This is a genomic window from Campylobacter sp. CCUG 57310, from assembly GCF_013201975.1.
GTDB lineage: Bacteria > Campylobacterota > Campylobacteria > Campylobacterales > Campylobacteraceae > Campylobacter_A > Campylobacter_A canis.
Map to the genome: position 1 here is coordinate 641,406 of NZ_CP053845.1, position 23,034 is coordinate 664,439.

The window sequence follows — 23,034 nt, forward strand, 5'->3', positions numbered from 1 at the left end:
CCTTTAACAAGGAAGTGATGCGAATTAGAATATGAAATATACTAATAAAAGGTAAGCTGCAAAGAGCAAATGGTGGATGCCTTGGCTAGTAGAGGCGATGAAGGACGTGCCAGGCTGCGATAAGACTCGGGGAGCCGTCAAGGGGCTTTGATCCGGGTATTTCCGAATGGGGCAACCCAACTGATAGCGATGTCAGTTACCGTAATGGAGCGAACGAGGGGAATTGAAACATCTTAGTACCCTCAGGAAAAGAAATCAAACGAGATTACGCTAGTAGCGGCGAGCGAACGCGTAAGAGGGCAAACCGTTAGTTTACTAACGGGGTTGTAGGACTGCAATATAGACTAAACAAAGCTAATAGAATAAGCTGGAAAGCTTAAGCATAGAGGGTGATACTCCCGTATATGAAAGCGATGTTTTACTTAGCAGTATCCTGAGTAGGGCGGAACACGTGATATTCTGTCTGAAGCCGGGTAGACCACTATCCAACCCTAAATACTACTACTAGACCGATAGCGCACAAGTACCGTGAGGGAAAGGTGAAAAGAACTGAGGTGATCAGAGTGAAATAGAACCTGAAACCATTTGCTTACAATCATTCAGAGCCCTATGATTTATCAGGGTGATGGACTGCCTTTTGCATAATGAGCCTGCGAGTTGTGATGTCTGGCGAGGTTAAGGAAACCCGGAGCCGTAGCGAAAGCGAGTCTTAATAGGGCGTTTAGTCAGATGTTGCAGACCCGAAACGATGTGATCTATCCATGAGCAGGTTGAAACCGGTGTAAGAGCCGGTGGAGGACCGAACCCGCTAGCGTTGAAAAGCTATGGGATGACTTGTGGATAGGGGTGAAAGGCCAATCAAACATCGTGATAGCTGGTTCTCTCCGAAATATATTTAGGTATAGCGTCATGTAGTAACACTAGGGGGTAGAGCACTGAATGGGCTAGGGCATACACCAATGTACCAAACCCTATCAAACTCCGAATACCTAGTGTGTAATCATGGCAGTCAGGCGGCGAGTGATAAAATCCGTCGTCGAGAGGGGAACAACCCAGACTAACAGCTAAGGTCCCTAAATCTCATTTAAGTGGAAAACGATGTGGAGTTACTGAAACAACCAGGAGGTTGGCTTAGAAGCAGCCATCCTTTAAAGAAAGCGTAATAGCTCACTGGTCTAGTGATTCTGCGCGGAAAATATAACGGGGCTAAAATGAGTACCGAAGCTTTAGACTTGCACTTAATCATTTATACTAGCTCGTCTTTTGAGCGTATTTAAATGAGCTTGAAATTTTCTTAATCGACAGCCTATATGGCTAGTCTCAATCGAAAATGTCATCGCAACATTTAAATCCATCTCAAAACAAGTGAAGCGCTTTTTGCGTAAGCAAAAATGTTTCATTGAAAATACTTTGCTTAATCCGTTCTTTTAAATTTCAGGTTAAGCACTAGAATTTAGAGTATAAATTTGATAGTATGAATAATTAAGTGCAAGTGGTAGGAGAGCGTTCTATTCAGCGTTGAAGGTGTACCGGTAAGGAGCGCTGGAGCGGATAGAAGTGAGCATGCAGGCATGAGTAGCGATAATTAATGTGAGAATCATTAACGCCGTAAACCCAAGGTTTCCTACGCGATGCTCGTCATCGTAGGGTTAGCCGGGTCCTAAGCAAAGTCCGAAAGGGGTATGCGATGGAAAATTGGTTAATATTCCAATGCCAACTATTATGTGCGATGGAAGGACGCTTAGAGTTAAAGGAGCCAGCGGATGGAAGTGCTGGTCGAAAGGTGTAGGTTGAGTTACAGGCAAATCCGTAACTCTTTATCCGAGACCCCACAGGCAGACAAAGTTCTTCGGAACAGCGTTTGAATCCTTGATACTGTCGAGCCAAGAAAAGTTTCTAAGTTTAGTAATAGTTGCCCGTACCGTAAACCGACACAGGTGGGTGGGATGAGTATTCTAAGGCGCGTGGAAGAACTCTCTTCAAGGAACTCTGCAAAATAGCACCGTATCTTCGGTATAAGGTGTGCCTAGCTTTGTTAAGGATTTACTCCGTAAGCAAAGAAGGTTACAACAAAGAGTCCCTCCCGACTGTTTACCAAAAACACAGCACTCTGCTAACTCGTAAGAGGATGTATAGGGTGTGACGCCTGCCCGGTGCTCGAAGGTTAATTGATGACGTTAGCTCTGCGAAGCGTTTGATCGAAGCCCGAGTAAACGGCGGCCGTAACTATAACGGTCCTAAGGTAGCGAAATTCCTTGTCGGTTAAATACCGACCTGCATGAATGGCGTAACGAGATGGGAGCTGTCTCGAAGAGGGATCCAGTGAAATTGTAGTGGAGGTGAAAATTCCTCCTACCCGCGGCAAGACGGAAAGACCCCGTGGACCTTTACTACAGCTTGACACTGCTATTGGGATAAAGATGTGCAGGATAGGTGGGAGGCTTTGATCTATAAACGCCAGTTTATAGTGAGCCGTTGTTGAGATACCACTCTTTTTTATTCTGATAGCTAACTGGCATGAGTTATCCTCATGCAGGACAATGTCTGGTGGGTAGTTTGACTGGGGCGGTCGCCTCCCAAAATGTAACGGAGGCTTACAAAGGTTGGCTCAGAACGGTTGGAAATCGTTCGTAGAGTATAAAGGTATAAGCCAGCTTAACTGCGAGACGTACATGTCAAGCAGAGACGAAAGTCGGTCTTAGTGATCCGGTGGTTCTGTGTGGAAGGGCCATCGCTCAAAGGATAAAAGGTACCCCGGGGATAACAGGCTGATCTCCCCCAAGAGCTCACATCGACGGGGAGGTTTGGCACCTCGATGTCGGCTCATCGCATCCTGGGGCTGGAGCAGGTCCCAAGGGTATGGCTGTTCGCCATTTAAAGCGGTACGCGAGCTGGGTTCAGAACGTCGTGAGACAGTTCGGTCCCTATCTGCCGTGGGCGTAAGAAGATTGAGGAGAGTTGACCCTAGTACGAGAGGACCGGGTTGAACCAACCACTGGTGTACGAGTTGTCCTGCCAAGGGCACCGCTCGGTAGCTAAGTTGGGATGTGATAAGAGCTGAAAGCATCTAAGCTCGAAGCCAACTCCAAGATGAATCTTCTTTTAAGACCTCATAAAGACTATATGTTTGATAGGCTGGGTGTGTAATGGATGAAAGTCCTTTAGCTGACCAGTACTAATAGGTCGTCTGCTTATCTTTTAATAAGCATCACTTCCTTGTTAAGGGTAAACCTTGCAAGAAAAGATTGTTGTTTAAAACGCTTTAACTCTTAACAAATAAAAGACAGTGTTAAATAAGAAATTAGGAAGCAGGTTGTTGAGATATAAATAAAAATATCTTGGTTAAACTCTGCAATGATTTTTTATTTAACACTGCCCGTGACTATACAGACGAGGAAACGCCTTGCTCCATCTCGAACCAAGAAGCTAAGCTCGTCCTGGCTGATGATACTCTCCCTTACTGGGATGTTTGGAAAAGTAGGTCGTTGCGGGCTTTGTTATTATTCTTCTAAATTCATATCAAAAACAGCTAATCCAAAAATATTAACAATAAAGATAAAAATTTTTTACATTTATTATATTTTTACATACTTTTAAATTTAAACCGATTAGTTTTTAAATTCTTTATATATTTATCTGCTTTATTTACAATTATCCAAAGTAACTTCTGTATTTATTCTTTATATCTATAGTTTATTTGTTTATTTTATTTATTAAGCTTGTATGATTACTTTACGAATTAAAAGATATTGTAAAAAGTCCATATTTTTTTATGGTCGTCTTTTAATTCATTTTTTCATAGAATTGTAAAGCTCCCTGTTATTAAGCTTTGTTAGTAACACAATCATAAATTTAATAGATTAAGACGCTTCTTGTGAAATTTAGATTAAAATAAATTTGCTTATACTTATTTATAAATTTATCATTTCTTTAACATAGTGTTATAGAATTTTAACTACTTAAATTTAAACATCTTAATAAAAAGGAATTTACTATGAATACGGTAAAAAATATACTATTAGCACTGATTATGCTTTGGCTATCTGCATTTGCTCAGATAAATTTAAACACGGCCACTAAAGAGGAGCTTATGAGCTTAAAGGGTATAGGAGAGTCCAAGGCTGAGGCTATAATGGAATATAGAAAAATGAATAAGTTTAACTCTATAGATGATATTAAGAATGTAAACGGAATAGGAGATAAGACATTTGAGGCGTTAAAGCAAGATATATCGGTATCGGGTAAAAGCGTAATGCCTGCTAATACTACTAAAAAGATAAAAGATAAAGTATCTAAAACAAAAGATACAAAAGAAAAAACAACTAAACAGGCAGACAAAGTAAAAGATACTAAAGACAGTCTAAGCAAAAAAGTTAAAGACAAAGAAGATAACTTAAAGAAAGAGGCAAAGAAGGCTAAGAGTAAAGAAGATAAGACAGATAAGGCTAAGGATGCAAAAGAGAAGATACAAGACGCCAAAGAGAGTATGAAGAAGGATACTAAAAAAACAAAAGAGAGTAAAGACGGAAAAATAAAGAAAGAGAAGAAGGGGTAGTAAGGGTTTTTGGGGAGGGGGGGGGAGTAAGGTATTGTTTGTATGGGATCACTACATTTGAAGAGGCAAACGCCTTTCATAAAGCAAGCTATGAAAATTTAGAAAATTTCGCAAGCGTCGGTGTGGTTTCGGGACTTTTTGAGCTATTTAGCGATAACGCGCTTATAAGAGCAGCTCTTGAAGGCTTTGGGCGTAGCGTGCGTAAGGGCGGATATCTCATCTATACGAATCAGCCGTATCATCCGCAGCTTGAGATGATCGCAAGGGCGCTTTCAAGTCATAGAGACGGCGAAGCGTGGATCATGCGTAGACGAAGCGTGGTCGAGATGGATCAGCTTGTTAGTAGAGCGGGATTTAAAAAGATCCGCCACTGGATAGATGAGGACGGGATATTTACCGTTAGCGTCGCAGTGAAGGAGTGAAATTTGTTCGATTTTATGGGCTTTTGGATTAAAGAATTTCATTTTATGCAATATTTTACACGTATCAAATCCAATGTTTATCTTTCAAGTGTTTTATTGGTGTGAAAAAAGTTTACAGTCTTTATGTCTTGGATCATCCCTCTTCTTCCTCTTTCTGCTCTGGATACGAAAGCTACTTTTCGCCTCTTCAAGTAAGCAGCGGCAAAATTTCATAGAGTCAGGTTTAACTTTAGAGCAGTTTACAAATAAACAAAACGCACCTTCAGGCTTAAAAGCACTCTAAATTCGTTTGTGGAGTTTATGATAGCAGACTACATCTTTTTGTTGTATCCTGTTTGAAAATATGTCTTTTGAAATTTTATGAATTTTGATTGCGAAATTTAAATAAACATATCTTGCTTTGTAGTGTTTGCGGTAATTTTATATACAAAATTTAGATGGTGACCCATACGAGACTCGAACTCGTGTTACCAACGTGAGAGGCTGGTGTCCTAACCGCTAGACGAATGAGCCAACAAATATAAAAAGATAAAATGGTGCCCCGTGTAGGGCTCGAACCTACGACCCCATCATTAAGAGTGATATGCTCTACCAGCTGAGCTAACGAGGCACACACTAGAATTTTAAAATGGCGCGGCGGACGGGGCTCGAACCCGCGACCTCCGGCGTGACAGGCCGATATTCTAACCAACTGAACTACCGCCGCAACCAAGATAAATGGTGGTCGCTATAAGACTCGAACTTATGACATCCACCTTGTAAGGGTGGCGCTCTACCAACTGAGCTAAGCGACCGAAACTAAATAACAAAAAGCTCAAATTTTAGCTTTTTAATGGCGACCCTTAGAGGATTTGAACCTCTGTTGCTACACTGAGAGAGTAGAGTCCTGGGCCACTAGACGAAAGGGTCACAACCCTAATAAAATAATGGTGTCCTGTGCTGGACTCGAACCAGCGACCCCTTCATTAAAAGTGAAATGCTCTACCGACTGAGCTAACAAGACAAAGCAAAATTTAAAATGGCGCGGCGGACGGGGCTCGAACCCGCGACCTCCGGCGTGACAGGCCGATATTCTAACCAACTGAACTACCGCCGCAACCAAGATAAATGGTGGTCGCTATAAGACTCGAACTTATGACATCCACCTTGTAAGGGTGGCGCTCTACCAACTGAGCTAAGCGACCGAAAATGGTGTCCTGTGCTGGACTCGAACCAGCGACCCCTTCATTAAAAGTGAAATGCTCTACCGACTGAGCTAACAAGACACGATTTCAAAAATTGAAGTTGTGATTATACGCAAAAAGAACTTATTTGTCAAGCTTTTAAGCAGTCTTTGGCTAGATAAATTTAGCTAAACACGTCTATTTTGTAGGCACCATCTTAAAATTTAAACTATTATGCGCTTGAAATTTCTATGAACTTAAAATAAAAACAAGTATTAATAATTTTTAGATACATGGATAAAGCTTGCTGGATTACAAAATTTAGATGATGTTTGAAGCTTAAGCAGAAAGATTTTTGATAAAAAAGAAGAGTAGGGCAAAATCTTGAAATTTTGATCGATTTTACCCTTGTATCGCTTTTAAAAATTTAAGCCAATCAAATTAAGGCTAGCAAACTGTATGAAAGCGAGCCTAATCAACTAGCACGAGTAACAAGTTTTAAACTCATAAGCCGTAGGACGAGCCTCGTAAGGCCAAACTTGAGTTTCAAATTTATAGTGCTGAAACGCGTCTATAAAGAGCTCACTCATTATCGGGCTTAGGTATTCGTTGTCGCGAATAAGCGCCTCAAGGCTACCGCGTAATGTGTGTGGCAACTGTTCTATGCCTCTTTCGCGAATTTCATCAAGGTGTAGTTTGAATAAATTCTCATCCATCGGACCAACAGGTTCGATTTGTTTTTTAACTCCGTCAAGTCCTGCCATAAGCATCGCAGAAAACGCCAAATACGGACAAGCGGTGCTATCAGGGAAGCGAATTTCCGCTCTTACTGATTTTTCGCCCGAGCCGTAAGGAATTCTGATGGAAGCCGAGCGGTTTTGGCTTGAGTAAGTTAAGATCGAAGGCGCTTCAAACCCTGGAATTAAGCGCTTATAGCTGTTTGTGCTCGGGTTTGTAAATGCCGCCACGCTTCTTGCGTGATGTAAAATTCCTCCGATATACCAGCGTGCAAAGTCGCTTAAATTTGCGTAGTTTCCTTTGCCGTAGAATAAGTTTTTGCCGTCTTTCCAGACTGATTGGTGTACGTGCATGCCGCTTCCGTTGTCTCCGTAAAGCGGTTTTGGCATAAATGTAGCCGTCTTTCCGTTTAGGTGAGCTACCATTTTAACCACGTATTTGTAAATTTGCACGTTGTCGGCAGCCTCAACCAAAGTACCAAATTTGACACCTATCTCGCCTTGTCCTTGAGCTACTTCGTGATGCACGACAAAGGTTTCAAGACCAACTTGCTCAAGCACCTGAACCATCTCCGCGCGCAGATCAACCATGCTGTCTGTCGGCTGAGTGGCTAGATATCCGCCTTTCGTGCGCGGTCTATGACCCGTATTGTAGCTATCTGCAAAGTCTCTTGCATCGTTCCATTCGCCCTCTTCGGTATCAACCTCATACATCGCGCAGTTTGCTCTGTCGATGATTTTGACGTTATCAAATACGAAAAATTCGTTCTCCGGACCAAAATACGCCACGTCTCCCATGCCGCTTTCTTTTACGTAGGCCATAGCTTTTTTAGCTATTGAGCGCGGGCATTTTTCATACATTTGGTTTTTATATATATCAAATATATCGCAAAAGACAACCGCAGTCATATCGGCCGTAAACGGATCTAAAAACGCGCTTTGGGCTTCAGGCTTAAGTAACATGTCGGACTTATCTATAGGCTGCCAGCCTCCCGTAGAGCTTGCGTCAAAAGGTATCCCATACTCAAAAGCGTCTTTTTCTATAACTTTAGCATTGTATGTAAGAGAGTGCCATCCGCCGTTCATATCGGTGTATCTAAAATCTATAAATTTAACCTCGTTTTCTTTGCAAAATTCAAAAAAGTGATCGACACTCCTCACAAATTTTCCCATTGTCTTATATCTCCTTGGATTTAAATCTCGTAATTTTACCACATTTTTTAATGTTTAAGTTTGTTTTTATATTTATATTTTACCCGTTTTAAAATTCAACCGTAAATTTATCTCTGCTTTTAAAGCAAGCGCATTTGCTAAAGCCGAATTTCTTAGCGATATCTTCGCATTTTTGCCCGTTTAGCCCGATCTGATCTTTTGCGTGCGCATCAGAGCCAAAAGTTATGGCGATGTCTAAATTTGCAAGCTCTTCAAGAAGCAGATTTGACGGATACTGTTCGGTTACCGGTTTTCTAAACCCTGCGGCGTTAATTTCAACTACCAAATTTGCCTTTTTAATCGCGTTTAGAGCGTCTTTGGCTATCGTTCTTACGTCTTTTTTCGGAAGAAATTTAAATACCTTTATAAGATCAAGATGCCCTACGATGTCAAATTTACCGCTTCTTGCAAGTGCGCTTATGCAGTAAAAATAATCCTCCCAAATTTTATCTATGTCTTTATTTTTGTATTCGCCTATGAATTCGGGATTATCAAAGCCCCAACCGTTTATAAAGTGCACCGAGCCGATTAGATAATCAACTTTTCTATTTAGTACTCGCTCGTCCATAAAGCCATCTAAAAAATCAACCTCATATCCGAGCAAAATTTCGATTTTGTCTTTAAATTCATCTTGCAAATTAAGAATTTCTCTCTCGTAAATTTCCATCTCGTCAAAGCTCATTCTATAAGCTTCGTCAAATTTCATCGGAGCGTGATCTGAAAATCCAAAATATGAGCAACCCGATTTAATCGCCTCTAAAACATACTCTCGCGGCTCATCTACTGCGTGTTTGCAAAGCGGAGTGTGGTTATGCAGATCGACCTTCATCAAATTTCCTTTTACTTTATAAATAGCAATCAAAATGCTATCAAAAGTTTATTAAATTTAAAGGCAATTTTTTTGTTTAAACTAATATTTCGTTAAATTTTAATATAATCTTGCGAAATTTGGATTAGGAGTTGTTATGACGCAAGAAGAGTTAGACGCCCTTATGGCAGGCGGACTTGACGGACTTGATGAAGAAGAGACAAAAGATGATGAGCCTTCTTTAAAATCAAGCGAAGAGAAAAAAAAAGATATAGTTGAAGAAAAGAGTTTGGGCGATACAGAAGTTTATAGTGAATATCGAGTATCGGCAAACGTAGCTTGGCCTCCGCCTCCTCCGACTGACGATCACAAGATGGTTCATCAGCTTGACGATGTCACAAAGGATAGCGAAGAAAAAGCCACTCAGATGTTTGACAAGCTTGATGCGATCAATAACTTTTTTATGGATGCCGAAAGCGGTTGCAACGCTATCATTAAAGGGCTTGAAAGCAACATAGAAATTTTTACGAAGCTAAATGATAAATTTCCTAACGTAGCCGCATTTAAAGACGCTCTTGATAAAAACAACGAGCTTAAAAATAGCGCCGAGGACGTGCTTGGAAATATCCAAATGGGTGAAGATGAAGTGATGATGACTATGGATATGATGCAGTATCAAGATATCCACCGCCAAAAGATAGAGCGCGTTATAAACGTTATGCGTGCACTTAGCAAGTATATGAGCAGCCTGTTTGAGGGCAAGATCGATGATGAAAAGCGCGTAGGATCTGCGGTACATATCGCGGGCGATACTACTACTGAAAATTTGGTAAGTAATGATGATATCGAAGCCTTGATCGAAAGTTTGGGTAAGAAGTGAAAAGACCCGAGTTATTAAGTCCTGCAGGAAATTTAACCAAACTAAAAATCGCGCTTGAATACGGAGCGGACGCCGTATATGCAAGTGTAGCCAGTTTCTCGCTTAGAACCCGCTCGGCTAGAGAATTTAACTTGCAAACCTTTGAAGAGGCGATAGATTATACTCATTCAAAGGGCAAGAAATTTTACGCTACCGTCAATGCCTTTCCTTTTAACTCGCAAATAGAGCCTTTAAAGCGCCATTTAAAGACGATTTCAGCGATGAAACCGGATGCTTTTATCATCGCAACCCCCGGCGTTATGAGCCTAGCTAAAGAGATAGCGCCTGATATAGAGGTTCACCTCTCTACGCAGGCAAACGTGCTAAATTTCTTGGACGCTAAAATTTATCATGACATGGGCGCAAAGCGTATAGTCGTAGCGCGCGAGATGAATTTAAAAGACGTGATCAAGATAAAAGAGGCAATCTCTACTCTTGATATCGAAATTTTCGTGCACGGCTCGATGTGCTTTGCGTATTCGGGGCGCTGTTTGGTAAGCTCAGTGCAAAGCGGTCGCATGGCAAATCGCGGAAGCTGCGCGAATGACTGTCGCTTTAAATACGAGCTTTACGCCAAAAACGATGAAAGCGGAGTGCTATTTCGCCTTGAAGAGGATGAAAACGGCACGCACATCATGAATTCAAAGGATTTAAAGCTTGCTGCTCACGTTGAGGAGATCATAAAATCAGGTGTTGTCGATAGCTTTAAGATAGAAGGGCGCACCAAAAGCGAATACTACGCGGCTTGTACCGCAAGAGCATATAAAATGGCGATAGATGATGCTGTGGCGGGTAAATTTGACGCGCAAATTTATGACGCGGAGCTAAATACGCTTAAAAATCGTGGCTTTACCGACGGATACTTAGTGCATAGACCCTTTGAAAGACCAAGTACGCAAAATCACTTCAGCAGCCTAGAAGAGGGCACTCATCAGGTAAATGCCATAAGCGAGGACGGGGAGTTCTTTAAGTGCAAATTTAAGATAGTTTTAAACAGACCTTACGAGCTTGTAATGCCAATCGGCAAAGACGCAAGCGAAGCGGATAATGAAATTTGTAAAATTTACTCCAAAGATGGCAAAAAATTTATAGAATTTAAGAAACTCATCACAAAAAAAGGCAAAGAGATGAGCGAAATTCATAGCGGAAATGAAAATGAGGTGAATTTAGGCGTGAAGTTACCTGAATTTAGCTTTTTGAGAGAGGAGATAAGATGAAATTTGTTTCGATTATAATGGGAAGCAAGAGTGATTATGAGATAGTAAATGAAGCGGCGAAAGTTTTAGAAAAATTTGAAGTAAGCTACGAGCTTATCATCTCTTCGGCACATAGAAGCCCAAAGAGAACCAGTGAATATGTATCAAGCGCGGAAAGCAGAGGAGCTCAGGTATTTATCGCAGCAGCAGGCATGGCGGCTCACTTGGCAGGAGCGATCGCTGCAAATACAACTCGCCCCGTTATCGGCATACCGATGGGCGGAAGCTCATTAAGCGGTGTTGATGCGCTTTATTCTACGGTGCAAATGCCTGCGGGCATGCCGGTAGGAACTGTCGCCATCGGCAAGGCCGGAGCGGTAAATGCGGCCTATCTTGCGCTTCAAATTTTAGCGCTTAATGATAGCTCGCTTGATGAGAGATTAAGAGCAGATAGAGACGCTAAAGCAAAAGCGGTCGAGGAAGACTCGAAAAAAGTGGAGGTCTTACTCGCGTAAAAGGAGCAAAAATGCAGACTTATTTAAGCATTGATGAATTTTGCAAGCTCGTGCATTTGGATCATGAAGTGATAGAAGGCATGATAAAGCGCGGAGTGCTAAATACAAAAGAGCAAGACGGCAAAATTTACATAGAGGCAAATGAAGGCACGATGAGCGTAGTTCCAAGCGTAAGTGCGAATTTAAGTATAACAAGCAAGCCAAGCGAGGGATTTAGTTTCGTTGAAAAGACAATAGGCACTATCTTAAATTTGCACGAAAAGGTTCTTGATGCTAAGGATGAAACGCTTGAGGCTTTAAGAAATGAGAATAAATTTTTAAAAGAGGCGCTTTATTCGATGCAAGAGCTTTACGATGAGGATAGAAAGACGATAGATACGCTTAACGAGCAGCTTAAAAAGGCTAATGAAGAGATTGAGTTCTTAAAGCGTAAATATAAGCTAATGTGGAATAAGGCTGTAGAAAACTTCAAGGATAGTTAGTGCAAATAGTAGAGTTAAAAGAAAGCTTTGAAATTTGCGGACTAAAAATTCGCACAGATAACGCTAGCGAGATGAACGGCGAGGGTAGAATAGCTGATCTATGGAGAGAGTTTTTAAACTCCAGCTATAACGGAACAGATGAAATTTGCGCTGTTTATCATGAGTATGAAAGCGATGTAAACGGCTCTTACTCTTTGCTTGTGGGCACTAAAGGCTCGCCGCGCGGAGTTTATGAAAAAGTGACTGTAAAAGCGGGCAAATATGCCGTATTTAGCAAAGATGGCGCTAATGAGAAAGCCGTGATAGAGCTCTGGCGTGAAATTTGGGAGTTTTTTGAAAGCTCAAATTTAAAAAGAGCCTACGTGACGGACTTTGAAAAGTATTTAAAAGACAAAATAGAAATTTATGTATCTATAAAGCAAGGATAAAAATGACATTTTCACAAATTATTTTAACACTGCAAAACTACTGGCAAGAGCTTGGCTGTGTGATACTTCAGCCATACGATATGCCCGCAGGTGCAGGAACATACCATCAAGCGACATTTTTAAGAAGTCTTGGCAAAAAGCCTTGGGCGACAGCTTATGTAGCGCCGTCTCGCCGTCCGACCGACGGTAGATACGGAGAGAATCCAAACCGCTTGGGAGCGTACTATCAATTTCAAGTTTTAATCAAACCAAGCCCTGAAAACATCCAAGAGCTTTATCTAAAAAGCCTTGAAAAACTTGGTTTTGATCTTAAAAAGCACGATATCCGCTTCGTGGAAGACAACTGGGAGAGTCCAACACTTGGCGCATGGGGACTTGGTTGGGAAGTTTGGCTTGACGGTATGGAAGTGACGCAATTTACGTATTTTCAGCAGGTGGGCGGCATCACTTGCGATCTAGTAAGTGCCGAGATAACATACGGGCTTGAACGCCTTGCTATGTATCTGCAAGATGTTGATAGCGTATATGACATCGTTTGGGACGATAATGGCGGCAATGTCGTAACTTACGGCGATGTGCATAAGCAAGGCGAGTATGAGTGGAGTAAATATAACTTCGAAGTTGCCGATACGAAGATGCTTTTTAATCAGTTTGAAAACGCCTTTAACGAGTGCAAAAACTGCCTGGAGGCTAAAATTTCACTTCCTGCTTATGATTATTGTATGCTTGCGGCGCATACTTTTAATGTGCTTGACGCGCGTGGAGCGATTTCCGTAACTCAAAGACAAGACTATATCCTGAAAATTCGCGAGCTGGCTAAAGAGTGTGCTCTAACTTACAAGGCTAGCATAGATGAGCAAGAGGCGAATTCGTAAATGAAAATAGCTGAAATTTATAAATTTTTAAATGAGCTAAGCCCGTTTGAAAATCAAGAGAGCTGGGATAATAGCGGACTTATAATCGGCTCGCCTCATGATGAAGTGAATCAAATTTATCTAAGCCTTGATATTGATTTTGAGCTTTTGAGTGAAGTTAAGCCAAATTCGCTTATCATTACCCATCATCCGCTGATATTTAAAGGGTTAAAAAGCATAAATTCAAGCCTTTATCCAAGCTCGCTCATAACGCAGATGATAAAAAAAGAAATTTCATTAATAAGCCTTCATACGAATTACGATTTAAGCCATCTAAACGAATATGTAGCAAGCGAAATTTTGGGCTTTAAAGAGTATGAAAAAGATGAATTTTTGCTTTATATGGATGTGAATTTCAGCTTTGATGAGCTTTGTGATTTTATAAAGGATAAATTTAGCCTGCAAACTTTAAGAGTTGCAAAAACTACTAACGAAAATAGAATTCGCCGTCTTGCACTTTGCACTGGAAGCGGCGGAGATCTGATGTCAAAAGTTAAAGCCGACGCATTTTTGAGCGGGGACTTTAAATATCATCAAGCGCTTGAAGCCAAGATGAACGGACTAAATTTGATAGACATAGGGCATTTTGAAACAGAGCGCTATTTTGGGGAATCCTTGGCAAAATATTTGCAAAATTTGGGAGTTTTCATTATAATAACTAACTCAAAAAACCCATTTGTATACCGCTAAACAAAAAGGAAAGTTATGAATAAATATTTAGAGCAGCTTGTCGATCTTGCCCAAATCGATAAAGAGATTGACGGATTTGGACCTAGACTAGAAAAAGTCGAGCGTGTTTTAAGAGCTACAAAAGATGAGCAAGCAGGTATTGCCGAGCAAATTTCAAATATTGACGAAGCCGTAGCCGAGTTAAAATCTCAAAAATCACAAACCAACTCTCATATCGCTGAATTTTCCGCCAAGATCAAAGATGTCTCAAAGAAAAGCTCAGCAGCAAAGACCGAAAAAGAGATAAAGGCTCTTCAGCTTGAAGATGAGCTTGCCAGAGAGCAACTTGAGGCTGCGAATGAGGAGATTGAAAGGCTTGAAAAGATAATCGCAAATAAAAACGATCTAAAAACCGAGCTTGAGGCTAAAAGCGCCGAGCTTACAACAAGCCTGCAAAAAATTGAAGCCGACATCGCTCAAGAGGTAAGTGCGATAGAAAAAGAAAGAGCTGAAATTTATGCAAAAAAAGATAAATTAATCGGCGATATGAATCAAAAAATTCTTACATTTTACGAGAAAATTCGTAAGTGGGCTCACAATACCGCCGTAGTACCTGTAAAAAAACAAGCATGCTATGGCTGTTTCATGCAGATAAATGATAAAACGTATTCTGCGGTTATAAAGGGCGAAGATGTCGTTACTTGCCCGCATTGCGGAAGAATTTTATATAAAGAGACGGCTGAATAGCCCTAAAATTTGGTAATAATATATTATATTTTAGCTCTGATTGCATTTGCGATCGGGGCTTTACCGCTTCTTTTTATCGCCTTTAAAACAAAATATCACCGCTCGATTCCCGCTAGATTTTTTCTTTTTAACAATCCCAAATTTGATGAAGCAGACATTCATTTCCATGCTTGCTCGTTTGGTGAAATTCGCTCTATTGCGCCACTTTTAAAAAAATTTCAAAGCATTGCCGTAAGCGTGATAACAAAAACAGGATTTGACGAAGCTAAAAAAATAACGCCAAACACAAGATTTTTGCCGTTTGAAATTTTTATCCCTTTTTGGCTTAAAAGATCTAAAATTTTAGTTATCTTTGAAGCCGAGCTTTGGCTTATGCTTGTATTTTGGGCTAAATTTAAAGGCTCAAGAGTTATTTTGATAAATGCCAGAATTTCAGATAGAAGCTATAAAAGATACTTGAAATTTGGCTTTTTTTATAAAGAAATTTTTCAATTTATAGATAAAATTTATGCGCAAAGCGAGCTTGATAAACAAAGACTAATCGGTCTTGGCGCAAAAAACGTAGTCGTAAGCGGAAATATCAAATCGGCTTTTTTGCCTAGTATTAGTAAAGCTTACACCAAGCCAAAAGAGCGTATTATAGTGCTTGCAAGCACTCATAGAGAGGAAGAAGAGCTACTGTTAAATCATATAAATTTGAGAGATAACGATAAGCTTATTTTGGTTCCGCGCCACCCTGAGAGATTTGATGAAGCGGGTGAAATTTTGGCTAAATTTGCCCGCAATCACGGCTTTAGTTTTGAGATATTTTCAAAATCTAAAAATTTCAGCGCCAAATGCGTGGTTGTTGATACCATGGGCGAGCTTGTAAATATATACGCTATATCAGACATCGTGATCTTGGGTGGTAGTTTTGTGCCAAATGTCGGCGGACACAATCCGATCGAGGCGGCTCAGTTTGAAAATAGTATAATTACGGGAGAGTTTATATTTAACCAAAAGGCTCTTTTTGAACAAGTTGATGACGTTGTGTTTTCTAAAGCGGGGGATGTCGGCGATTTGCTTAAAAAAGAGCTAAAAAAGAGTAAAATCCGTTCGCTTGGAAGTGCGGATGAGATCATAAAAGACATTAAGGATAGTTGTGAAAGAGGAAAAAGCTTATAAACTCCTTGCTTTGCAAGAGGGAATTTCAAACAACGAAGCAAAGGAGCTCATAGATAGCGGATTAGTAAGCGCAAAGGGACAAAAAATCGTAGTTGCAAGAGCTATGATGAGTGTTGCTACTAAATTTAGCGTGCAGAAGATGCCAAAACCTAGCGTGATATTTGAAGATGAAAATTTAATCGCTATCAATAAGCCTGCGTTTTTGACATCGGAAAAAGTAAGTCAAATTTACAAATTTCCGCTTTTGCACCGTCTTGATAAAGAGACCAGCGGAGTGCTTTTGCTCGTTAAAAATGAGGAATTTCAAAAAAAAGCCATTGAGGAATTTAAACATCACCGAGTAAAAAAAGAGTATATCGCGATGGTTAAAGGAATTTTAAGCGAAGATGTAAGAGTCGATGAACCTATAATCACTCTTAAAAATAAAGGCGGAGCGTATTCGAAAATTTCAAAAGACGGGAAAGAGGCTGTTTCTATAATCTCACCTATCATGGTGGCAGGCAAAAAAAGCTTGGTGAGAGTTGAAATCCCAACAGGCAGAACGCATCAGATAAGAGTGCACCTAAATCATATCGGATTTGGTATAGTCGGCGATGAAAAATACGCTAAAAATAGATCAAAACGAATGTATTTGCATGCATATAAGATAGAAATTTTAGGATATAAATTTAGGGCGAATTTGGGAAGTGATTTTAATGATTTTGGCTTTGAGATAGGCAAGAATTTTGAAGTTTAAAGAGTGATAAAGCTAAAATTTAGTAAAATGCGTCCCTTATGTGTTTAAATTAATTATAAATAGGCAAAATTTTAGGCATTTTAAAGTGCTTAGGATAAGCCAAAAGCCATATTTGGCTAGCAAATAAAATTAAAAAAGGTAAAGTTGTGTTTGAACAAATCAGTGAATCTTTTCGTTTGGCCGTTAGTAAAATCAGATTTGTTGATGATGAAAAAGCGTTAAAAAACGCTCTTGATGTTCTTAAAAAAGCTCTTTTAAAAGCTGACGTTCATCACAAAGTTACTAAAGATTTGCTGACGCTAATTGAGGCTGATTTGAAACAAAGCAGTATAGGGCAAAAGCAGTTTTTGGACTCTATAAAATCAAATTTGACTAAAATTTTAACGGCTCCGGGAAATCAAGGATTTGTCTATGCACCTGTCGCCCCAACTGTGGTTTTGATGGCGGGACTTCAAGGTAGCGGTAAGACAACTACGACCGTAAAGCTTGCAAGCTATTTAAAGCTTAGAAAAAAGAAAGTTTTAGTGGCGGCCTGCGACCTTCAAAGGCTTGCAGCCGTTGAGCAACTTCGCCAACTTTGCGAGGCTAATGAGATAGAGCTTTTTAGTATAGAAAACGAAACAAACCCTATAAAAGTAGCTAAAGCGGCGCTTGAAAAGGCAAAAAGCGGACTTTATGACGTGCTTTTGGTTGATACCGCGGGACGTCTGGCTATAGATGAAGCTTTGATGAGTGAGATAAAAAGTATAAAAGCAGATCTTAATCCGCATGAAATTTTCTATGTTGCCGATGCGATGAGCGGGCAGGACGGTATAAAATCCGCAGCAGGATTTAATGATACTTTGGCGATAACAGGCGTAGTGCTATCTAAATTTGACTCAGATAGCAAAGGTGGTGTCGCTATAGGAATAGCAAAGCAGCTAAATATCCCGCTTAGATTTGTTGGAATTGGCGAAAAAACAGCTGATTTGGAGAGCTTTATACCTGATCGCATAGTAAGCAGGATTATGGGTGAGGGAGACTTGGCGACTTTGGCTGAAAAAACAAGCGCTATTATCGATGAGAAAGAGGCAAAAAGACTCAATAAAAAGATAAAAAAAGGTCAGTTTAATTTTAACGACTTTTTAGAGCAGATGGAAAGCGTTAAAAAACTTGGAAATATGAAGTCGCTCATAGGCATGATCCCTGGTCTTTCAGGCGTGGCAAATCAGATAAAAGATATAGATTTGGATAACTCAAAAGAGATAATTCATATAAGAGCCATGATAAATTCCATGACTTTAAAGGAGCGTGAAAATCCCGATCTTTTAAATAATAGCAGAAAAAGACGTTTGGCACAAGGTGCGGGCCTTAGTCAGGTAGAGGTTAATAGATTTCTTAAGCAATTTACAAACGCTTCAAAAATCGCTAAGAAATTTTCAGGAAAAGACGGCATGAGAGGACTTGGAAATTTACTTTCTCAAGCCAAGATAAATCGCCCTAGTTAAAAATGGGCTTAAATTTGGGTATAATTGTGCCTAAATTTAAGCCTTATTTAAAATTTAGAAGGAGAAACAAGATATGGCAACAGTAGTAAGACTAACAAGAATGGGGCGCAAGAAAAGACCATTTTATCGTATAGTTGTAACAGACAGCAGAAAAAGAAGAGACGGTGGCTGGATAGAGTCTATAGGATACTATAATCCAATGGTTGAGCCTGAAGTTGTTAAATTTGATGCCGAGCGCCTTGCTTATTGGAAGGGTGTAGGTGCACAACTTAGCGATAGAGTTGCAAAAATAACTAGCAAATAATAACAATGGTTGAAGATTTTTTACGCGAATACGCAAAACTTATAGCAGATTTTCCCGACAAAGTAAAAGTCGAAAGAGTAGAGTTGGGAGAGAATTTCGCCGAAGTGATAGTCTATGCCGATAAGGTGGATACTGGCAAACTTATAGGAAAAGACGGTAGAATGATAAATGCTATAAAAACTGTAATAATAGGTTGCAAAGCAAAATATGCGACCTCATATAGGGTTACGGTAAAGCCACTTGAAGAGTGATCTGGTAGAAGTCGGCATACTCGGTAAAAGCGTCGGCTTAAAGGGCTTTGTTAAACTTCATGACAAAAGTGACTTTCCTAAACAATTTAAAAAAGATGCAAAATTTATAGATAAAGACGGTAACGAGCTAGTTGTAAAAAGCTTTAATAGTGCAAATAGCTCTATCCTTTTTTATGATTTTGAAGATATTGATTTGGCTAAAACTCTTACAAATCGCACTATATATACCACTCAAGAACTTACTCGTCAAACTTGCAATCTAAAAAAAGATGAGTTTTTTTATTTTGATATTTTGGGATGTAAAATTTACGAAAATGATCAAAATTTAGGAGTAGTTGAGGATATAGAAGACGGCAGTGCAAATCATCTTTTTTGTATTAAGACTGATGATGAGCTTGTTCAAAAAGGACTTGCTAAGAATTTTTACATACCCTATATAAATGCCTACGTAGAAAAAATAGATATACAAAACAAGATAATTTATACGAAAAACGCTTTTTTGATCTTAGAAAATTCATGATTAAATTCACTTTTATCACGCTTTTTGAAAATTTAATCAAGCCTTATTTTACGGACTCTATTTTAGGTCGTGCAACTAACAAAGGACTAATAAAGCTTGAGTTTGTAAATCCAAGAAATTTTAGTAAAGATAAGCATAAAAAAGTTGATGATTATATGATAGGAGGCGGAGCGGGACTGCTTATGAGCGTTCAGCCTCTTGAAGATGCGATAAAATCTGTAAAAGAAAAAAACTTAAACACTCATTTTGTTTTTTTAACTCCTGCTGCAAAGAAATTTGAACAAGAAGATACAAAAAGGTTGTCCAAAAAAGAGCATATTTGCTTTATTTGCGGAAGATACGAAGGGGTTGATGAGAGAATTGTCGAAAGATACGTAGATGAAGTTTTTTGCATAGGTGATTTTGTGCTTACCGGCGGAGAATTGCCTGCTCTTTGTATGAGTGATGCTATATCTAGGAATATAAGCGGAGTTTTGGGCAATGAAGAGAGCTTAAGTGAAGAGAGTTTTGAGCAAGGACTTTTAGAATCTCCTGCTTTTACCAAGCCAAATTCATATGAAAATTTAAATGTTGTTTCAGACTTTTTAAAGGGAAATCATGCTAAAATCAGGGTTTTAAAAAATGATATGGCGTGCTTCAAAACTAGGTTTTTCCGTCCTGATTTATACCGAAAATACAAGCCGCTGATGAAGGATAAAAGATGAGAAATAAGTATATTGAAGCATTTGAAAATGCTCAAATTGCAAGTAAGTCTGTGCCTGAATTTCGTGCCGGCGACACACTTCGTGTAGCTATTCGTATTAAAGAGGGCGACAAAACCAGAGTTCAAAACTTTGAAGGCATTTGTATAGCTAGACGTGGAAGCGGAACCGGTGAAACATTTATGATTAGAAAGATCGGAGCAAACAGTGTTGGCGTTGAGAGAATTTTCCCGATCTACAGCGATAGTCTTGAGAGCATAACTGTCCTAAGACGCGGTCGCGTAAGACGTGCGAAGCTATTTTATCTACGCGATAGACGCGGTAAATCTGCACGTATTAGAGAGCTTAAAAAATAATTTTATACTTGCCAAAAGAGATCTTTTTCTTTTGGCTTTTAACTCTTTCTAATAACTTTGAACTTTATTTTATATTAAATAATTTTTATTTTAATATCTGCAATAGGCTATATGTCTATCTATTTTTATACTTTTTAAGAATCGCATTAGTTTGAATTAAACTTTTTTATTTTTTAGTTTAAAATGAGCAGTAAAAAATAAAAGAGCTTTTGTTGCTTATTTGAAGATATTTGTCTAAATTTTTATTACAATTAAGTTTTTTGTTTTTCTAGTTCAATAGCATTAAAGTAAAAAGATAGAAAGATATAAATTAGAATTTGATTTCGGGTTTGTAGTATATTCAATACCGTTGTTTATCGTGGAGTTTTAATTAGGCTAATAGAATATAAATTTAATTGGCTTTTATGACTAAAAATGATTTCCATCTAAAGCCTTTTATAAAATACAAAAATACTCTTAATTTGAATCAATAAAAAATTAATATCCAAAAGTTAAAATTACCACATATTTTTAAAAGGATGCAAATGCAAAAGATTGTTTGGAAAGACGAGAATTTTAACGGTATAAAGGTAGTAAAACTATTTGAAGGCTCAGGCAGTAAAGAGATACGCATAAATTTGCAAAAAGGGCATGAAATGAAAGAGCATCAAGCGCCTGGAGCTATAATGGTTCAAGTACTTAGCGGAAAGATCAAATTTAGCGTAGGAAGCGATGTGCAAATTTTAAATTCTCTTGATATGATCGCACTTGATGCCAATATCCCGCATGCATTACATGCACTTGAAGATAGTATCGTTAGATTAAGCTTAAGTAAAAACGACGATGTTAGTCGAGTTTTTAAAGTTTTAAACGCTTAAAATCTTAATTTAAAAAATTAAAATTTATATTTTATAAAATACCTCATTCTTTTGTGTAGTTGATAGAATATATTAACTACATATTTACATTTTCTTTATTTAAAACTATATATTTTAATCTAAATTTTATTTTGCATTCAAAGATAGTATGATCTATATATTATTTTTTGATCAATATCTCATCTTAACTTAAATTTGCTCTATTCTAAATACATAAATTTTTGAATAATATTCTTTATATATAAAAAACAAAACAACCCTTAATCTAAATATAATTTAAGCAAAGTCTAAAATTATAAATAAAAAATAAATTTAAATGTACAAAAAACTGCCTAAAAATTAATTTTTTAATTTAAAAATTATAAAAGTTGTAGTATAGTTTCAATAATTAAATTTTTTCAAAGGAGAATCCATTATGGGAACCAGAAAAGAACACGATTTTATAGGTGAGCTTGAAATTTCTGATGACGTTTATTACGGCGTTCAGACTTTTAGGGCTCTTGAAAATTTCCACATGACAGGAAGAAGGCTAAGCGAGTATCCTTATTTTATAAAAGCATTTGCCCAAATCAAAAAAGCCGCAGCTTTGGCAAATAAACAAGTAGGAGTACTTGATGCCACAAAGGCCGATGCTATCGCTAAAGCTTGCGATAGATTGATCGCGGGAGAATTCCAAGATCAATTTGTAGTCGATATGATCCAAGGTGGTGCAGGAACTTCTACAAACATGAACTCAAATGAGGTTATCACAAATGTTGCTCTTGAGAGTATGGGTCACAAAAAAGGAGAATATCAATACCTTCATCCAAATGATCATACAAATTTAGGTCAAAGCACCAATGACACATATCCAAGCTCTATCAAAGTAGCGGCTTACGCGAAGCTAACAGACCTGCTAAAAGCTATGGAAAATTTGAAAAACGAACTTGAAGTTAAGGCAAAAGAGTTTAAAGATATAATAAAAATGGGTAGAACAGAGCTTGAAGATGCCGTTCCTACAACACTTGGAAATACTTTTAACGCATTTGCAAGCTACATAAAAAGCGATATAGAAAAGATTAAAGCAGCCAGAGAGAGCATGACATATCTAAATATGGGCGCTACTGCGATAGGTACAGGTATAAATTGCCATCCTGACTACAAAGCGGCAGTTCATAAAATTTTAAGCGAAATTACGGGTGTTGATTTTAAACCTGCCGAGGATTTTATCGCAGCTACTCAAGATACCGGTGATTTTGTTCATGTAAGTGGCGCTTTAAAAACAGCTGCGGTTCGCCTAAGCAAAATCGCAAACGATCTTCGTCTTATGAACTCAGGTCCAAGATGCGGTCTTGGCGAGATAAATTTACCTCAAATGCAACCAGGTAGCTCAATCATGCCTGGTAAAGTAAATCCTGTTATCGCTGAAGTTGTAGGCGAGGCTTGCTATGAAGTTATCGGCAACGACGTAACTATAATGCTTTGCTCTGAAAGAGGCGAATTTGAACTAAACGCATTTGAACCGGGAATTGCTTACGGACTATTTAACTCTTTGGTAATTCTTGAAAATGCTATGAATACGCTAGCTGAAAAAGCTATCAAAAAACTAACTGCAAATCCTGAAGCTTGCTTAAAATCAGTTCTAGGATCAGTCGGTATAGTTACGGCATTTAACCCTTATATAGGTTATGAAAAATCAGCAAGCATCGCTAAAGAAGCTCTTTCTACAGGTAAAGCTGTCGGCGACATCTGCCTAGAAAGAGGTTATTTAACTAAAGAAGAGATAGATAAAATTTTAGAGCCTAAAAATATGCTAAACCCACACATGGGTGAGTAAAATTAGGCTTATTTGATAATTGGCGTGTCAAATTTGGTCGGCGCGCCAAAATTTGATTAAAAGTGAAAAATAAAT

Annotated in this window: 21 protein-coding genes, 9 tRNA genes, 2 rRNA genes and 1 pseudogene; 22 read left to right on the forward strand and 11 right to left on the reverse strand. The window is 38.8% G+C overall.

The window, feature by feature from the left end; translation table 11 throughout:
* Nucleotides 1-49: 49 nt before the first annotated feature.
* The 4 genes and pseudogenes from CORI_RS03225 to CORI_RS03240 all read left to right on the forward strand — a co-directional run bounded on the left by CORI_RS03225 (nt 50) and on the right by CORI_RS03240 (nt 4,977).
* A 23S ribosomal RNA gene (locus CORI_RS03225) occupies nt 50-3,199 on the forward strand.
* Nucleotides 3,200-3,374: 175 nt separating this feature from the next.
* A 5S ribosomal RNA gene (gene rrf, locus CORI_RS03230) occupies nt 3,375-3,494 on the forward strand.
* Nucleotides 3,495-4,030: 536 nt separating this feature from the next.
* Nucleotides 4,031-4,237 (forward strand): annotated as a pseudogene (locus tag CORI_RS10680) (ComEA family DNA-binding protein); the annotation flags it as partial.
* 356 nt (nt 4,238-4,593) lie between these two features.
* A complete protein-coding gene (locus tag CORI_RS03240) occupies nt 4,594-4,977 on the forward strand; it encodes a class I SAM-dependent methyltransferase family protein (protein ID WP_173030788.1) in 384 nt (127 codons plus the stop codon).
* 438 nt (nt 4,978-5,415) lie between these two features.
* On the opposite strand, the gene CORI_RS03245 is transcribed toward CORI_RS03240, so the two are convergent.
* From CORI_RS03245 to CORI_RS03295, 11 genes are all read right to left on the reverse strand, one after another.
* Nucleotides 5,416-5,490: transfer RNA gene (locus tag CORI_RS03245), tRNA-Glu, on the reverse strand.
* A gap of 21 nt (nt 5,491-5,511) precedes the next feature.
* A tRNA-Lys gene (locus CORI_RS03250) sits at nt 5,512-5,587 on the reverse strand.
* A gap of 19 nt (nt 5,588-5,606) precedes the next feature.
* Nucleotides 5,607-5,683 (reverse strand) — tRNA-Asp (locus tag CORI_RS03255).
* Between the two features lie 12 nt (nt 5,684-5,695).
* Nucleotides 5,696-5,771, reverse strand: a tRNA-Val gene (locus CORI_RS03260).
* A 39-nt stretch (nt 5,772-5,810) separates the two neighbouring features.
* Nucleotides 5,811-5,886: transfer RNA gene (locus tag CORI_RS03265), tRNA-Glu, on the reverse strand.
* A gap of 18 nt (nt 5,887-5,904) precedes the next feature.
* Nucleotides 5,905-5,980, reverse strand: a tRNA-Lys gene (locus CORI_RS03270).
* A gap of 16 nt (nt 5,981-5,996) precedes the next feature.
* A tRNA-Asp gene (locus tag CORI_RS03275) sits at nt 5,997-6,073 on the reverse strand.
* A 12-nt stretch (nt 6,074-6,085) separates the two neighbouring features.
* Nucleotides 6,086-6,161 (reverse strand) — tRNA-Val (locus CORI_RS03280).
* Between the two features lie 5 nt (nt 6,162-6,166).
* Nucleotides 6,167-6,242 (reverse strand) — tRNA-Lys (locus CORI_RS03285).
* A gap of 377 nt (nt 6,243-6,619) precedes the next feature.
* Nucleotides 6,620-8,050 (reverse strand): type I glutamate--ammonia ligase, encoded by a 1,431-nt coding sequence (gene glnA / locus CORI_RS03290; RefSeq protein WP_173030789.1) that lies wholly within the window; start codon nt 8,048-8,050, stop codon nt 6,620-6,622.
* An 88-nt stretch (nt 8,051-8,138) separates the two neighbouring features.
* Nucleotides 8,139-8,918 carry a histidinol-phosphatase gene (locus tag CORI_RS03295; protein ID WP_173031921.1) on the reverse strand — a complete coding sequence of 260 codons (780 nt, stop codon included), beginning with the start codon at nt 8,916-8,918 and terminating at the stop codon, nt 8,139-8,141.
* Nucleotides 8,919-9,054: 136 nt separating this feature from the next.
* On the opposite strand from CORI_RS03295, the gene CORI_RS03300 reads away from it, so the two are divergent.
* The 18 genes from CORI_RS03300 to CORI_RS03385 all read left to right on the forward strand — a co-directional run bounded on the left by CORI_RS03300 (nt 9,055) and on the right by CORI_RS03385 (nt 22,959).
* Nucleotides 9,055-9,777 carry a chemotaxis protein gene (locus CORI_RS03300; RefSeq protein WP_173030790.1) on the forward strand — a complete coding sequence of 241 codons (723 nt, stop codon included), beginning with the start codon at nt 9,055-9,057 and terminating at the stop codon, nt 9,775-9,777.
* Nucleotides 9,774-11,033: a peptidase U32 family protein gene (locus CORI_RS03305; RefSeq protein ID WP_173030791.1), complete on the forward strand. Its 1,260-nt coding sequence runs from the start codon at nt 9,774-9,776 to the stop codon at nt 11,031-11,033. The genes CORI_RS03300 and CORI_RS03305 overlap by 4 nt, the downstream gene beginning before the upstream one ends.
* Entirely contained in the window at nt 11,030-11,527 is a 498-nt protein-coding gene (gene purE / locus CORI_RS03310) for a 5-(carboxyamino)imidazole ribonucleotide mutase (protein ID WP_170019159.1), read from the forward strand. Before CORI_RS03305 ends, purE begins: the two co-directional genes overlap by 4 nt.
* Nucleotides 11,528-11,538: 11 nt before the next feature.
* On the forward strand, nt 11,539-12,009 hold the full coding sequence (locus CORI_RS03315; RefSeq protein ID WP_173030792.1) for a DUF3972 domain-containing protein: 471 nt from the start codon (nt 11,539-11,541) through the stop codon (nt 12,007-12,009).
* A complete protein-coding gene (locus tag CORI_RS03320; RefSeq protein WP_173030793.1) occupies nt 12,009-12,437 on the forward strand; it encodes a GyrI-like domain-containing protein in 429 nt (142 codons plus the stop codon). The genes CORI_RS03315 and CORI_RS03320 overlap by 1 nt, the downstream gene beginning before the upstream one ends.
* Before the next feature lie 2 nt (nt 12,438-12,439).
* Nucleotides 12,440-13,312 (forward strand): glycine--tRNA ligase subunit alpha, encoded by an 873-nt coding sequence (glyQ, locus tag CORI_RS03325; protein ID WP_170019156.1) that lies wholly within the window; start codon nt 12,440-12,442, stop codon nt 13,310-13,312.
* Nucleotides 13,313-14,041 (forward strand): Nif3-like dinuclear metal center hexameric protein, encoded by a 729-nt coding sequence (locus tag CORI_RS03330; RefSeq protein ID WP_173030794.1) that lies wholly within the window; start codon nt 13,313-13,315, stop codon nt 14,039-14,041.
* Nucleotides 14,042-14,056: 15 nt separating this feature from the next.
* A complete protein-coding gene (locus CORI_RS03335; RefSeq protein ID WP_173030795.1) occupies nt 14,057-14,767 on the forward strand; it encodes a zinc ribbon domain-containing protein in 711 nt (236 codons plus the stop codon).
* A gap of 9 nt (nt 14,768-14,776) precedes the next feature.
* Nucleotides 14,777-15,931, forward strand: a complete 1,155-nt coding sequence (gene waaA, locus CORI_RS03340) for a lipid IV(A) 3-deoxy-D-manno-octulosonic acid transferase (protein ID WP_173030796.1) — start codon at nt 14,777-14,779, stop codon at nt 15,929-15,931.
* On the forward strand, nt 15,909-16,667 hold the full coding sequence (locus CORI_RS03345; RefSeq protein WP_173030797.1) for an RluA family pseudouridine synthase: 759 nt from the start codon (nt 15,909-15,911) through the stop codon (nt 16,665-16,667). Before waaA ends, CORI_RS03345 begins: the two co-directional genes overlap by 23 nt.
* A 146-nt stretch (nt 16,668-16,813) precedes the next feature.
* A complete protein-coding gene (gene ffh / locus CORI_RS03350) occupies nt 16,814-18,154 on the forward strand; it encodes a signal recognition particle protein (RefSeq protein WP_173030798.1) in 1,341 nt (446 codons plus the stop codon).
* 73 nt (nt 18,155-18,227) lie between these two features.
* Nucleotides 18,228-18,458, forward strand: a complete 231-nt coding sequence (rpsP, locus tag CORI_RS03355) for a 30S ribosomal protein S16 (protein WP_169941939.1) — start codon at nt 18,228-18,230, stop codon at nt 18,456-18,458.
* A gap of 5 nt (nt 18,459-18,463) precedes the next feature.
* Nucleotides 18,464-18,709, forward strand: coding sequence for a KH domain-containing protein (locus CORI_RS03360; RefSeq protein WP_173030799.1), 246 nt, complete (start codon nt 18,464-18,466; stop codon nt 18,707-18,709).
* Complete coding sequence (gene rimM / locus CORI_RS03365; protein WP_173030800.1) at nt 18,699-19,229, forward strand: ribosome maturation factor RimM; 531 nt, start codon at nt 18,699-18,701, stop codon at nt 19,227-19,229. Before CORI_RS03360 ends, rimM begins: the two co-directional genes overlap by 11 nt.
* Nucleotides 19,229-19,933: a tRNA (guanosine(37)-N1)-methyltransferase TrmD gene (gene trmD, locus CORI_RS03370; RefSeq protein WP_173031922.1), complete on the forward strand. Its 705-nt coding sequence runs from the start codon at nt 19,229-19,231 to the stop codon at nt 19,931-19,933. Before rimM ends, trmD begins: the two co-directional genes overlap by 1 nt.
* Nucleotides 19,930-20,286, forward strand: a complete 357-nt coding sequence (rplS, locus tag CORI_RS03375; protein ID WP_169941944.1) for a 50S ribosomal protein L19 — start codon at nt 19,930-19,932, stop codon at nt 20,284-20,286. The genes trmD and rplS overlap by 4 nt, the downstream gene beginning before the upstream one ends.
* Nucleotides 20,287-20,810: 524 nt before the next feature.
* Nucleotides 20,811-21,143 carry a cupin domain-containing protein gene (locus CORI_RS03380; protein ID WP_173030801.1) on the forward strand — a complete coding sequence of 111 codons (333 nt, stop codon included), beginning with the start codon at nt 20,811-20,813 and terminating at the stop codon, nt 21,141-21,143.
* A gap of 415 nt (nt 21,144-21,558) precedes the next feature.
* Nucleotides 21,559-22,959, forward strand: coding sequence for an aspartate ammonia-lyase (locus CORI_RS03385; RefSeq protein WP_173030802.1), 1,401 nt, complete (start codon nt 21,559-21,561; stop codon nt 22,957-22,959).
* The last annotated feature ends 75 nt before the right edge of the window (nt 22,960-23,034 follow it).

Excerpts from the sequence above, each read along its gene's own strand:
- glnA (WP_173030789.1), bottom strand. The coding sequence starts at position 8,050 with ATGGGAAAATTTGTGAGGAGTGTCGATCACTTTTTTGAATTTTGCAAA.
- CORI_RS03295 (WP_173031921.1), bottom strand. The coding sequence starts at position 8,918 with ATGAAGGTCGATCTGCATAACCACACTCCGCTTTGCAAACACGCAGTA.
- CORI_RS03300 (WP_173030790.1), top strand. The coding sequence starts at position 9,055 with ATGACGCAAGAAGAGTTAGACGCCCTTATGGCAGGCGGACTTGACGGA.
- purE (WP_170019159.1), top strand. The coding sequence starts at position 11,030 with ATGAAATTTGTTTCGATTATAATGGGAAGCAAGAGTGATTATGAGATA.
- CORI_RS03315 (WP_173030792.1), top strand. The coding sequence starts at position 11,539 with ATGCAGACTTATTTAAGCATTGATGAATTTTGCAAGCTCGTGCATTTG.
- glyQ (WP_170019156.1), top strand. The coding sequence starts at position 12,440 with ATGACATTTTCACAAATTATTTTAACACTGCAAAACTACTGGCAAGAG.
- CORI_RS03330 (WP_173030794.1), top strand. The coding sequence starts at position 13,313 with ATGAAAATAGCTGAAATTTATAAATTTTTAAATGAGCTAAGCCCGTTT.
- CORI_RS03335 (WP_173030795.1), top strand. The coding sequence starts at position 14,057 with ATGAATAAATATTTAGAGCAGCTTGTCGATCTTGCCCAAATCGATAAA.
- rpsP (WP_169941939.1), top strand. The coding sequence starts at position 18,228 with ATGGCAACAGTAGTAAGACTAACAAGAATGGGGCGCAAGAAAAGACCA.
- CORI_RS03360 (WP_173030799.1), top strand. The coding sequence starts at position 18,464 with ATGGTTGAAGATTTTTTACGCGAATACGCAAAACTTATAGCAGATTTT.
- rplS (WP_169941944.1), top strand. The coding sequence starts at position 19,930 with ATGAGAAATAAGTATATTGAAGCATTTGAAAATGCTCAAATTGCAAGT.
- CORI_RS03380 (WP_173030801.1), top strand. The coding sequence starts at position 20,811 with ATGCAAAAGATTGTTTGGAAAGACGAGAATTTTAACGGTATAAAGGTA.
- CORI_RS03385 (WP_173030802.1), top strand. The coding sequence starts at position 21,559 with ATGGGAACCAGAAAAGAACACGATTTTATAGGTGAGCTTGAAATTTCT.